This window comes from Reichenbachiella ulvae (assembly GCF_025833875.1).
In the GTDB taxonomy this organism is placed as follows: Bacteria; Bacteroidota; Bacteroidia; order Cytophagales; family Cyclobacteriaceae; genus Reichenbachiella; species Reichenbachiella ulvae.
This window is the reverse complement of sequence record NZ_JAOYOD010000001.1, coordinates 3485300-3498712: the sequence shown is the minus strand read 5'-3', so window position 1 is coordinate 3498712 and position 13413 is coordinate 3485300. Positions and strand designations below refer to the sequence as shown.

The 13413-nt window shown below is 41.0% G+C and carries 10 protein-coding genes; 5 read left to right on the top strand and 5 right to left on the bottom strand.

The window, feature by feature from the left end:
• From N7U62_RS14020 to N7U62_RS14010, 3 genes are all read left to right on the top strand, one after another.
• Positions 1–702: an SOS response-associated peptidase gene (locus N7U62_RS14020; protein WP_264138613.1), complete on the top strand. Its 702-nt coding sequence runs from the start codon at positions 1–3 to the stop codon at positions 700–702.
• A 109-nt stretch (positions 703–811) separates the two neighbouring features.
• Positions 812–1822, top strand: coding sequence for a 3-oxoacyl-ACP synthase III family protein (locus N7U62_RS14015; protein ID WP_264138612.1), 1011 nt, complete (start codon positions 812–814; stop codon positions 1820–1822).
• 62 nt (positions 1823–1884) lie between these two features.
• A complete protein-coding gene (locus N7U62_RS14010) occupies positions 1885–3150 on the top strand; it encodes a toxin-antitoxin system YwqK family antitoxin (RefSeq protein ID WP_264138611.1) in 1266 nt (421 codons plus the stop codon).
• Between the two features lie 301 nt (positions 3151–3451).
• Here N7U62_RS14010 and N7U62_RS14005 read toward each other — a convergent pair whose 3' ends face one another.
• The 5 genes from N7U62_RS14005 to ade form a co-directional block, all read right to left on the bottom strand.
• A complete protein-coding gene (locus tag N7U62_RS14005) occupies positions 3452–5422 on the bottom strand; it encodes a DUF3858 domain-containing protein (RefSeq protein ID WP_264138610.1) in 1971 nt (656 codons plus the stop codon).
• Complete coding sequence (locus tag N7U62_RS14000) at positions 5419–7251, bottom strand: DUF3857 domain-containing protein (protein WP_264138609.1); 1833 nt, start codon at positions 7249–7251, stop codon at positions 5419–5421. Before N7U62_RS14000 ends, N7U62_RS14005 begins: the two co-directional genes overlap by 4 nt.
• Before the next feature lie 99 nt (positions 7252–7350).
• Complete coding sequence (locus N7U62_RS13995) at positions 7351–7956, bottom strand: trimeric intracellular cation channel family protein (RefSeq protein ID WP_264138608.1); 606 nt, start codon at positions 7954–7956, stop codon at positions 7351–7353.
• A 1-nt stretch (position 7957) separates the two neighbouring features.
• Positions 7958–10084, bottom strand: coding sequence for a cation:dicarboxylate symporter family transporter (locus N7U62_RS13990; protein WP_264138607.1), 2127 nt, complete (start codon positions 10082–10084; stop codon positions 7958–7960).
• Positions 10085–10142: 58 nt separating this feature from the next.
• Complete coding sequence (ade, locus tag N7U62_RS13985; protein WP_264138606.1) at positions 10143–11768, bottom strand: adenine deaminase; 1626 nt, start codon at positions 11766–11768, stop codon at positions 10143–10145.
• Positions 11769–11945: 177 nt separating this feature from the next.
• On the opposite strand from ade, the gene nadC reads away from it, so the two are divergent.
• Together nadC and N7U62_RS13975 are read left to right on the top strand one after the other, a co-directional pair.
• A complete protein-coding gene (gene nadC / locus N7U62_RS13980) occupies positions 11946–12809 on the top strand; it encodes a carboxylating nicotinate-nucleotide diphosphorylase (RefSeq protein WP_264138605.1) in 864 nt (287 codons plus the stop codon).
• A gap of 2 nt (positions 12810–12811) precedes the next feature.
• The gene (locus N7U62_RS13975) at positions 12812–13288 is read left to right on the top strand and encodes a YcxB family protein (RefSeq protein ID WP_264138604.1); all 477 of its coding nucleotides are present in this window, start codon (positions 12812–12814) and stop codon (positions 13286–13288) included.
• Positions 13289–13413 lie beyond the last annotated feature (125 nt).

The window sequence follows — 13413 nt, the reverse complement described above, 5'->3', positions numbered from 1 at the left end:
ATGATCGATAGATACGCCATTTATTCGGATTTTAAGGACATCAACGAGCGTTATGGGCTGGAAGGTGAAGAGTTTACCGTGCCCAATTACAACGCCTCTCCATCGCAGCAGCTGCCTGTGATTGCCAATGAGTCCAAAAAGGGCATATCGTTCTTTTATTGGGGTACCAACAAGCAGTGGTCCAACAATAAGAGTATATCGCCTAAATTGCTTTCGGCTCCTCATGATAAATTGACCAAGACGACCACCTTGCGCACTGCACTCAATAACCACCGCTGTATAATCCCGGCCAATGGTTTTTATCTTTGGAAACAATACAGCAAGAAGCGCATGACTCCCCATTACTTTTATGTGCCCGATCAGACGATGATCAGTCTGCCGGGTATCTGGGAGGAATATGAAGATATGGATGGAAAAGTCAACTATACCTTCAAGGTCATTGAAATTCCGAATTACTCTGGTGTTCAGGAATTTGGCGAAAATATGCCAGCTATCCTGCCTCTGGACATGGAGAAGAAATGGCTCGATAGCTATAGTTCTCAAGAAGAGTTGCTAGAGATGCTCATGAAAACTGAGTTGACCAAAAAACTTACCAATCACCCGGTATCTCCACATATCACTACACTTTCTAACAATCACGAAGGCCTGATCAAACCCCAGGCTCAAGTGGATCAGTTGGGCAACTACACGCTTTTCGAATAAAGACAGAGCCCGAATCTTTGTATGTATCGACTTGTTTTCAAGACAAAATCTGTCTTAGAATACCATCATGTCTTATTTTTGGGTAGAACAATCAAATACATTGACCGACATGAAGCAATCAAAAATAATAGGGACAGGACATTACGTGCCTGAGAGAGTGGTGAAGAATGCGGATCTCGAAAAAATGATGGATACCAGTGATGCCTGGATTCAGGAAAGAACAGGGATCAAAGAAAGAAGACACATTGAGCCAGGAGGAGAGGATACAACTTCGTACATGGGAACTAAAGCATCCCGAATGGCAATTGAGAAAGCAGGTATTGCGGTTGACGATGTGGATTTTATCGTGTTTGCGACGCTTAGCCCGGATTATTACTTTCCAGGTCCCGGCGTTTTGCTTCAAAAGCAATTGGGATTCAAAAAGGAAGTAGGAGCGCTGGATGTCAGAAATCAATGTTCTGGTTTCATCTATGGCTTGTCGGTGGCAGATCAATTCATCAAGACGGGTATGTACAAAACTGTATTGGTTGTAGGCAGCGAGATCCATAGTGGAGGATTGGATATGACGACTCGTGGTAGAGGTGTTTCTGTGATATTTGGGGATGGAGCAGGTGCAGTAGTGATGCAGGCCACAGATGAAAAGGACAAAGGAGTGCTTTCTACCCATTTGCATTCTGAAGGTGAGCATGCGGAGGAGTTGTCTTTGATCGGGCCGAGTACTACCGATTGGGTACCTAACTATATCGAAAGAAATGATCCAGAGGATTTGAGGTACTTTCCATACATGAATGGAAACTTTGTTTTCAAAAATGCCGTGCTGAGATTTCAGGAAGTGATCGGAGAGGCATTGCAGACTAATCAGATGACGGCAGATCAGATAGATCTTTTGATTCCTCATCAGGCCAATCTTCGAATCAGTCAATTCATTCAAAAGCAAATGAGATTGCCGGATTACAAGGTCTTTAACAATATTCAAAAATACGGGAATACTACTGCAGCTTCTATACCATTGGCTCTAAGCGAGGCAGTTTTAGAAGGAAGATTGAAAGAGGGAGATTTGCTTTGTTTGGCAGCTTTTGGCAGTGGTTTTACCTGGGCTTCTGCACTGATTAGATGGTAAATATGTATGTTTGAATCCTAGCACAAAATTTGCTCGTAAACGCAAAAAACACTTGATCATTTATGAAAATCTACCAGGTAGTTCTTGTTCTTATTTTTGTGTCTTTGATTCAACCGGCCATTTCTCAGGATTTTTATAAGGAGGTAATCGAGGATACCACATTGGTCAAATCTGGAAAAGTTGTAGGCGGATTCAAGCAAGGACTCTGGATCTACAAAGACAGCAGAGGTAGGTATGTAGCCAGTGGGTATTTCGTAGATGACACACCTGATAGCACCTGGTATCTCTACAAGTATAAGCAGGTAGCGGAGCAAATCAGTTTGGATATGGGGGTGAAAAGTGGTTCCTATCTAGTCTTTGATCAGGATGTTTTACCTATCCTACATGCCCACTACAAAGAGGATATTTTGGATGGTGAGTATGTCGAGTTTTATGCAGATGGGAGCCCCGCTCTGACAGGTTTTTATAAGAAAGGCAAAAAGGACAGTCTATGGGTCGAGTATGACGAATACCGCCGAAAGACCTTTGAGAAACGCTTCAAAAATGGGTTGGCTTCTGGCAAGTGGGCGTATTATTACTACAATGGTCAGGCGTCCTCAATAGAGCACTACCAGAACGACTACCTGCATGGAGAGGTGATTGCCTATGATATTCGGGGCAATGTGAAATCCTCTTCGGTTTATAAATTCGGTGCGCTTAATGGGCCCTATAAGGAGTATTTCGAGGATGGGAAATTGAGTGTGGAGGGACAATACAGTTCCAATCAGAAGACGGGAGTTTGGATTCATATGACTGAAGAGGGGACGGTCTTTTCCATCGGTGAATACAAGAATGACCTCAAACATGCACACTGGAAGTATTTTTATGTTTCGGGAGCACTGCAGCTAGAAGGGAAATACCTGAATGATCAAAAAGAAGGTCAGTGGATGGAGTATTATGAAAGCGGAAAATTGAAGTCCATTGGTAGTTTCAAGCTGGATTTGAAAAATGGACTCTGGGGGCACTTTTACGAAAATGGTCAATTGATGCAGGACGAAAATTGGCGCAATGGCTACTTGATGGAGGTGAGTGAGTTTTATACCGAGCAGGGCAATAAACTGCCCAAAGGTACACTCAGCAAAGGCAATGGTTTGAAATATAGCTATTATCCGGATGGTACGCTAAAAGCAGAAGAGACCTACGTGGCGGGTTATGTAGAAGGTCCAGCCAAGTACTACCATGACAATGGAAAGCTGGAATCGCAAGGCAGCTATAAAGAGAATGAACCCAGCGGAATCTGGAAATATTACAACAAACGAGGTAAGGAGATATTGGTGAAGACTTTTTAAGAACTAGAAGAATTTCTTCTATGTGAAGAAATATAGTCGAAGCAACTCAGTACGGGTACGAAAAGACAAAACGCTATCCAGATAATTTTCTTTGATCTATTCAAACATTGATTCTTACAAATGAGCGGGACGAATAGTGCGAAAAGAGCCAAATGACTAATGGCTGGAATGGCCAAAAAGTATTCTCCATGTTTATCATAGACTACCAGGTTAATGAAGTCATGTCCTCCAAACCCTAATATCAATAAGGAATAGCCGAGAGTGACAAAAAGTATAAGTTGGTTTTTCATGTGTGGTTTGGTTAACTCTTATCTACTACGATTATTTGCTCGTTGAGTTTCTGATACAACATTTCAAAATCTTTCTTGAGTTGATCATATTCTTCTGGTAGATAAATGTTTTTTTTGAACTCATAGTTGGCTTCAATCTTAATAAATTCACCAATTTCTGAGACATTATAGTCGAAAGTCATTAATTCATCTTTATGATTTAGTGATTCAGGAATGTGCTTAAAGGATTTACCTTCTTCTACAGCGATCGTGGAACTGAATACTCGCTTCTTTGTATAAACCAAATCGATGGGGTAATCTCTTTTGTGGTTTTTGAGTGGGTTTTGTGCGTATTCTATTCTATTGAAAGGGACAAAGTAGTACTCTCCGTCAAATGTGTCTACTGGTCTGGACTTTTTGTAGGATACTCCAAAATTAGCATTGTAAGATTCTGTATTGCTTAATTTGACTTCTGATAACTGCTCTTCATTTTTAAAGAATTTGGATGCTTTATATGCTTCTTCATCGTCATCCAGACTATTTCGTTCTGATAGGGCATCATAGCCATTGAACTGTTCTCGAACACTAATTACCAATTCTTCACCACTCAGCTTGATAATAGAATTTTCAACTTTTGTTGAGCTCATTATAGGTGTCATCTCCAGCCATGACTGCTCGTTTTCATCAACTACAAAACCTTGGTCATTGTAACACCGGGTAGGAAGCAGATAATAAGGTAGTTTAGGCTCAGTGCCATCAAGTAGAAGGATGCCCTTATCCTCCGACAATTGCGCCATGGCTATTACGTAATTGAATTTGTTGGTAATAGGATAATTAGGGTAAATCTTGCCATGTCCACGAGTGCTGATGAGCACAGGTTTAGTCTCGATATTAGCTGCGCGAAGTAGTCCCGTTAAAAGTAGATTCAGGTCAGAAGATGCGCCTGAATGTGAAGAAATAAGTTCTCGGGGTTTTTGGGTAGCAAACATGCGGTAATACCCATTCCAACGAAAGTTGTCTCTAACATAATTAGTTATCAACTCAATCACTTCCATTTCGCTTAGATTTTTACCTGCTAAAAGGTTTGGGATTATTTCCTTTTCGCCTAATTTTTGAAATGACTTGATGAATTTTCCGAAGCTATCTTCTTTATTGAATCGATCTGTCAGCTGAGGCCATGTGGAAATGTATTCAGTAGAACTACCGTTTGGCTGGTTTACCTTAGCTCTCTGGAATTCAATTTTTTTGATATAATCACCTGGAGCAGTAATAAATTCATCATCTATGAAAGCCGGAATGTCTTTCATTTCAAATTCATAAACCATGTCTTGAAACTCAATGCCGGCAAATGATCTATCCAGCCCTTTGTCTTCATATGATTTTTTCGCGATTTCAGCTTCCTGCATTCCCTGGTACAAGATTATATATTCGTAAAAAGGGATCATTTTGACAATGTATTGACTGTAAAGGGTCGGGATGGAGGATTGGAATTCCCAATCTTGTAAGTTCCAGGTGAAGGGAGAGATCAGTGTGTATGTGTATTCAATGATTGTACCTTCTTTTACATTTGGGATGGCAAACTTTTTCCCTCTCCAATTTTCATTGTATTCTTCTATGTAGACTTCTTTCTTATCTAATTCTTTTACAACCATTTGTTCGTTCTCAAGGTTGATACTTCTCGCTTTGAGATCTTCTATTTTTTCAGTTCTTCCATAGCCATCCTCATAGTAACTAATCGAAATGTTAGCCAGTTCAACCGCAGATTCTTTGAGTATCTTGATTCTTTTGGTTCTTTTAAACTGTACATCCAATCCTCCATTCGAATCATGTATGAAGCTGGTTTCTCCAACATCGAATAGAATCACAGCCTCTGCACTGCTATCTTTATCATATGCTTTCAATTTGAGGTCTCCTGAATTAAGCAGACCATATTTATAAGTTTCTTGGGCAGAGCAAGTAATGCTCGTGATTAGAAAAAATAACAATGTGAAGATACTTTTCATAACTTGAGTTTGATCGAGGTTTGACTCTCTGATTTTCTGATTTCTTTTTGAAATTCATAAAATTCCATATAAGCTTCTCCAGGTGGATAATTCCCTGTTGTGTATTGAAAATTTCTAATAGCTACGGCCCCTTGAGGATGATTATGAAAATGAAGAGAGTAATGACCCACTTTTGATTCAATATCTATGCTGTCTGGTAAAATTATATGGTTGTACTTTTCTGTATCGAGATGATAAATAATGGTGTCACTGAGATTTTGTGGAACCCGAATTCGAAGTTCTGTTTGTCGCGAAAAAGAACTTTCCAAATCAATCAATGGTGATGTTGATGGTAAAAATAATGCACGGTTTGGGCCATATTTTTTGATTTTTCCATACGCTATGGCATTAGCTTGAAGTGTAAGTTCAGGTTCGTTTCTGTCATGTTCCAAAATTTCCCATTCCATTAATTCTACATTGGATATTGGGAAATTTTTTCTCAAATACTCCTCTGTATCATCATAACTCCAGTTTCTTGAAATACTATTGTATCGTTCAAAATTGCTTCCTTTGTAGCGTCCTGTAAAGTCAATCTGGAATTTGTCTTCTTGCACAGTAATTTCCATTTTTCGTGTACTCAAGTTTTCTTCGAGTCCAATCTTCGGTAAGTTGACAAGTATACTTTCTCCTTTTTTTAGGAAAAGTCCCTTCCTGTTTTGAGTAAAGGTACTGGTTTGGTCAAAAGGATCTGTTTTACTGGTGTTTTCAAGCCAAATGCTGTCTTGCTCTAATGGTACACATAGAAATATGTGATTGAAACAGTTGTTTGGAAAATCTTCTAGCACAGGAATATATTCGTCAGCATAAACGAGAACAGGGAAAGCCTGAATCCCAATGGCGTCAAGACTAGCCTGCATGTAGGTAGTTAGTGCCTTGCAATCTCCATATTTATTATTCGCTACATAACTAGCCGGGTAGCTCTGAAAACCTCCAAAATCAATGTCTACAAGGATGTAGCGAATTTCATCTTGCATCTTATTGTAGAGCATTTTTACTTTATCCTTATCGCTTTTCAAGTGTGCTACTGATTTCCGAATTTCTTCTTTTTGGGTAGCACTGAAATCCATGCAGTTTTCATTTAAATCCAATACCCAGTCCCCATAGCTCTGCCAACTTACAAATGACCCAGGTCTACCATAACTAAACTGGTCTGGAGTTATGATCACCTTTGGAGATTGTTCATAGGCGCTTGGCCCCATTTGCTCCTCTCTTATTGCCGCACAATTCTTGGCTTCCCATTGATAGAATACTTGATTTTTTTGAGTCAGCTCTATGGTACTATCAGAGCTATAAATATTGATTTTATAATCTTCTGGTTTTGTTAATGTCAGCGTCGCATTAAGGGTGGGGATGTCAAAATCAACATAGGGAACCCATCTGCAAAGGGTAAGATAGCTGTCGTATTCTTGAGTATAGCTGTACCTCAGTCTATATGGGTATTGATGGTGGATAAGCTGAAATTCTCTGATATAATCATCCTCATACAATGCACTATTCGAAATACTGTGTCGATCTCTTATGTCTTTGTTTTTTAGTTTTTTCACCAGATTTCCCTGGCTATCTAGGATTTCCGCTTCCAAAGATTTGATGCGGTTTCCTTTTCGGTAATAGATACCCACTTCCGACAACCAATCCCCTTTTCGATTGTTGATTTGGATATCATAGGCTACACTTACTGTCATACTGCCTGATTCCTCTATGATAATATTTTTGGTATAGGAGTTGACGTGCGCTTCTGAGACGTCAGAAACGGTTAACCAGAAACTTAGAAATGAAATTATATAAGACAAAATAGATAATTAATGCTCAATAGATTTTATCATTTGTCTCGAATGCTGCACCGCAATTTATTCTGAGAAAAATAAAAATTCAATTCTGATGAAAGCTTTCTATTTAATCCCGGGCAAGGACCATTCGTATTTGACTGCCAGTAGCCGGATGATCATGATACAGACAATTGGAATGATCAATGTCAGATAATCGGGTAAGCTGAACTGAATGAGAATCAGATAAAGTGCCGCTCCAGCCAGGCAAGCTGTGGCGTATATTTCTTTTCGAAAGATCAACGGAACTCTACCAACCAGGATATCACGGATCACACCGCCGAATACAGCAGATACTACGCCCATCATCATGGCGATACTATAGCTCATCTCGAATCCCAGGGCTTTTTGTGTGCCGAGCACTGCGAAAAGTCCAATCCCAATGGTGTCAAACAGGAACATAGTTCGACGCAAAGACACGATCCATCGCTTGAATAAGTAACTCAAAAGCACGGCAAGCAATACGGCATAGAGATAATTCGTGTCGCCCATCCAACCGACAGGGTGACTGTCGAGCAGTAGGTCCCTGATAGTTCCTCCACCCAGTGCCGTAATAAAGGCAATCACAACTGCACCAAAACCATCCATTTCATAGTCAGAGGCAGTCAAAGCGCCAGATATAGCAAATACAACCGTACCCACTAGATTCAATATATATATCAGTTCCCACATTTTACTCTACCCAATGAAATACATTTCTGATAATAGACCAGTTTTTTTCTTTTTGTTTGGATGCCTCTCCCAGAATCCAACGTTCATAGAGTCGATTGGTCGTGCCATCATATATTTTAAGTCCTAACCATTTGTTGATAAAGCGTTCTAGTTCAAGATTGTTTTTTGCAAAGATCCATGAGACTGGAAGTTTTATATCCAGTCCTTCAGGTTTTACTACTGTATAGCCAGGATATACAAGGGTCCAGGCTGAGCCAGCCTCTGCAGAAAAGAACATTGCATCCACGTTGGTTTGGTTTTTTAAGAAAGGTCTTGGTGAAGCAATGTGTTGAAATTGGATACCTTCTATTTCTTCTCTAATTCTGGTGATCATGTATTCTGATTGGTTGGTAGCATAGATGGCATCAGGTCGGTTGCGTAAATCCTTGAGTGTTGAGTATTCATCTCGTTTATGATCTGCTACTAACAACGCCAGGTTGAGCTCGGAATATGGCGTGGAGTATTCTACTAAATCCATTTTGTCTGCTAGTACGGGTACTCCTGATGCAAAGATGTCAATCATTCCAGTATTAAGTGCAGTTTCGATGCTGTCTCGTCCTATTTGTATCCACTTCAGTTTTATTCCCATTTCATGGGCGAAAATATTCATAAGCTCCACATCATAGCCTACTTTTTTTTGTTCGCTATTGACGAAGACATAAGGGAGAGCATCTGAAACATAACCAACTCTAAGATAACCTATTTCTTTGATGACGCTGATAGATTGCGGTATGTATGTGGAGTCGGATTTTTGATGAACTTGTGGAACTCGTTTTGCTTCCAAATCCATTTGGATAAAAGCTTCATATTTGTCAAAAGACTCCTGAAAACTATTGCCAATGAGTAGTTTCATAGGAAGCAAAAACAGAAGTGCAAAGATGATTGTGATCCCAAAGGCTCTTCCCAGCTTCCACCAGACAATCTTGACCAGATCAAGTGAATAAGCTATGGCAATAACAGCTAAACCAAAGAGGTGAATGGCACCCAGAACTACTCGTACCCTATCTGTAAAAGCAGTACTTACGATAAACAATTGAAAAATATCTGAGGGTAAACGTAGTATGTCCATCAGAAAAGGTATCCCGACTATGGGAGCAACGAAACTGCTCAATAGTACCGAGGAAATAAAATTGGCTTGATCACTTAGACTCAGTTCTGTGCCTGCAAACCAAGCCGCGAAAGGGACAAAAATCATAATGACCAAGGTGCCCAGATTAGGAAAAGGATAGGCCAGAGGCATGATGAGATCTGCAGACGAACTTATTTCTTCGTCTTCATGACCATATTTTTTGAACAACTGCTGAATATTCTCGATCAATTGGGGTAGCAATATGATGATTTTGCCAGTAGCAAAAATGGTGATCAATGAAGATCTCGGTGTGGTTAAGAAGTCTTTGTAAGAAAAGGGAGTGACTGCCGAAACTATTAAGGGTATCAAAATCAGACCAAGTACAATTACGGCAAGGGTGTAGATGCCAATATAAACCTGAATCAATCCCAATTCATTTAAAGACAAAGTGCCAGTTGTATGAGCCGCGATACCGAATATTCCGATAGGAGTAAGCTTAACTATGTACTTGTTGGCCTTGTTAAGGGCATCGGCAAAGGTCTCTAGGGTTTCTATCAGTTTTTTGTTGTTTTTGGTGCTGTTAAGACCAACCCCCACGATAATGGCAAAAAGTACTACAGCAGGTACCACATTGTTGGTCAACGCCCCGAACAAATTGGAAGGAATATAGAGTTTGACAAAATCTATGGACTCCTGAGGAGTAACTAAACTGGTACTAAAGAAGGAGGAGGACTCCCAAGCAGGGAAGAAAAAGGGCAAAAGACTGATGGTGATAAGACCGATGACAAGAAAGAAAACTAAAGTGACAGCAGCGGCCATAATCAGCTTCTTTTGTTCTATCAATTTGACCTTGCCTAAATTACTAAGTAGTGAAATAAGAATGTAGGGTAACACAGTCATTTGCATTAATCCAATAAATGCATCACCTACATATTCCAAAGGGGCAGCATATTCTCCTAAAAACACTCCTGCAAAAATTCCCAGAGTTAAGCCAATGATTATTTTGGTTGATAATTTCATGATTGTAATAGCTTCGGATCTAAAGTTAATTTGAAGTCAAAAGTCGTAGTGGAAGGGATCAATTTTGGAAAACATTTATAAACTCAAACTTATCCCCATCAAAAAATCCCAGGTCGCTCATTTTGGCTTTTGGGATGACGAGCAAGGCCATGAACGAGAGCGTCATGAATGGTGAATTCAACTGCGATCCCAGTCTTTTGGCAAAGCGATCGATAGCCGCATAGGATTTGGCTACTTCATATCCATTTTGGTCAGACATGATGCCAGCTACTGGGAGCTCCAGTGCCATTTCCCTTTTTGCACTGATGGCCGAAACCCCACCCTTGGCTTTGATGATTTTGTTTATCGCTCGGGCGATGGATTCGTCATCGACTCCTACTGCTATGATGTTGTGCGAGTCGTGACCTACTGATGAGGCAATGGCGCCTGATTGCAGCCCGAAATTCTTAACAAACCCCACCGCTGGCGGGCTATCTTTGTATCGATTGACTACTACGATTTTGAGGATGTCCTCATCTATATTGCTCTGGTAGGGGTGATGAACCAATATGCTATTGTAGGTTCTGAGGTAGGTGATGAGCTGACCATCCAGCGCCTCCATTACTTTGACTTTAGCTCCGGTGATCGGGATATGAAACTCTTCTGGCGTTTTTTCTTCACAGCTGAAATTGTTAACCACTTTCACTGGTACCTGCGGGATTTTTGTCTTGCCGTTTTTAGCGACTTGCTCCCCACCAATCCAGGTTTCTTTCACGTTAAATTTTTCTGGATGATCTATGACGATGAAATCCGCCTCATCTCCAGGCTGGAGCAGACCGATGTTCATGTTGTAGTGCCTGACGGGGTTGATGCAGGCAGCCTGAAGTACCTTATAAAGGTCAATTCCTTTTTCTAATGCTCGCTTGACTAACTGATCGATATGGCCTTCGACCAGATTGTCCGGGTGTTTGTCATCAGAGCAAAACATCATGTTTTCGTAGTGCTCATCCAGCAAAGGAATCAGCGCTTCAAAGTTTTTGGCTGCACTGCCTTCTCTGATCAGGATTTTCATTCCCGCTTTTAGCTTGTCTTTTGCCTCGTCGGCCGTGAAGCATTCGTGATCAGTGGAGATACCTGCGGCAGCATATTTTTGTGCGTCTTTTCCTCTGAGTCCAGGGGCATGACCATCGACAGGTTTCCCTATTTTTTTGGCAACTGCTATTTTGTCGTAGACGGTTTCGTCTCCATTCAGCACACCGGGCCAGTTCATCATCTCAGCGAGATAGACGATTTCATCTTTTTTTAGGAGATACTCCACATCGCTGGTAGTGATTTCCGCTCCAGCAGTTTCGAATGGTGTGGCTGGTACACAAGAGGGGGCCCCAAAGTAAAATTTGAAATTGACCTCATTGCCATTTTCGATCATGTATTCTACTCCTTTTACTCCTAATACATTGCCTATCTCATGTGGGTCAGAGATGGTTCCAACTGTACCATGCACCACTGCTAATCTGGCAAATTCTGAAGGGACAAGCATGGAGCTTTCGATATGAACATGGGCGTCTACAAATCCTGGCAGAATATATTGATCAGGCGCCTCTTCCAATTTTTCAATTTTTTCAATCTTTCCCTCCGAAAAATAAATTTTGGCGGGATAGGTTTTGCGCTCGGGGATGTCAATTAGATGTCCAGAGATTTCTTTCATGGGCTACTGTGGATTATAAGACTAAGCTACAAAGAAATGCCCTGAATCAGGAAATCCAACTGTTTAGAATTGACTCTTGACAGAATGGAAATTCGTGTTTGAGTTCTAAAAATTGGGATGTGTGGTATTATTTCTTCAAATCAGGGATAAAATGATCACCTTGTATATTTTTGCGCCGTGAAAATCAAGTATCTGACAGATTCGGCCATCAATGCTTTCATTGATTCGGCACTCAAGGAAGACATCGGCGATGGTGACCACAGTACGCTGGCGGCCATTCCGGAAGACCTGGAGCAAGAAGCACGTCTTCTGATTAAGGGAGATGGGGTGATTGCGGGTCTGGACCTGGCACAAATGATTTTTCATCGATTCGATCAGGATTTGCAGGTCGAGTTGTTGAAGAAAGATGGCGAGTGGGTAACTGAGGGTGAAGTTGGGTTGACTGTAAAAGGTAGAGCGAGATCCATCCTGTCGACTGAACGCCTCGTACTGAACTGTATGCAGCGTATGAGTGGAGTGGCTACTTATACCCGAAAAATGACAGATTTGATCAAACACACCAATACCCAGCTACTGGATACCAGAAAGACCGCTCCAAATTTCCGGATTTGTGAAAAATGGGCGGTGAAGATTGGTGGCGCGGTGAATCATAGGTTTGGGCTCTATGACATGGTCATGCTCAAGGACAACCACAATGACTATGCAGGTGGGATCACTCAGGCAGTGGAGGCCACAAAAAAGTATCTTGCTGAAAAGGGCAAGGATCTGAAGATAGAAGTAGAAACTCGAAACCTGAACGAGGTGAAGGAGGCTTTAGAGGTAGGAGGAGTCGATGTGATCATGTTGGATAACATGCTGCCCTCTACGATGAAGGAAGCCATCGCACTGATCAATGGTCAGTGCAAAACTGAGGCCTCAGGTGGGGTGACAGAAAAGAATATAAAAGAGATAGCTGAAACAGGAGTAGACTTTATTTCTGTTGGTGCATTGACGCACTCATATAGCAGCTTGGATATAAGTTTGAAGGCAGTAAAGCAATAACAATGATAGTTAAGACGAAAAAATACCAGTTAGAGAACGGCACATTCATCAAGTTGGCTTTTGGCAATTTGCTCAAGGATCAATGGTGGGTGCTATTGATATACCTGGGTCTTTGTGCAGGATATTTTGTGCTACCTAGTCTTTGGTGGATATATGGTGCGACGATCGCATTGGTACTTTATGGCTTGTTTTGGTTGATCCAGTTTGCCGGTATTTCACAGCTGGAGCAAGGCAAATTCATGTTCGAAAAATTGAGCTACGAAATCACTAGCCAGCAGATCCTACTGAAGCTGAACACGAAGCAAGGAATGCCGCTAAAGTGGGAGAATATCAAAAAGGCCAAAGTAGGTAAGGATTATATTCTTTTGGTGTTGAGCAAGGCGCAGATGATACACCTACCATTCCGTATTTTCAATTCTCAGAATGAGATCAAATTCATCGAGACCATCTTGAAGAGAAAAGGATTGATAAAGGAATAATCAAATTAAGAAATCTATACTGAAGGCTGTTTTGACTATAACAAAACAGCCTTTTTTTATGTCTATCGATTGGCAGATGTATCAATGTCGCTGGACATATTTCCCTATCCACTTGCCTTGGTTTT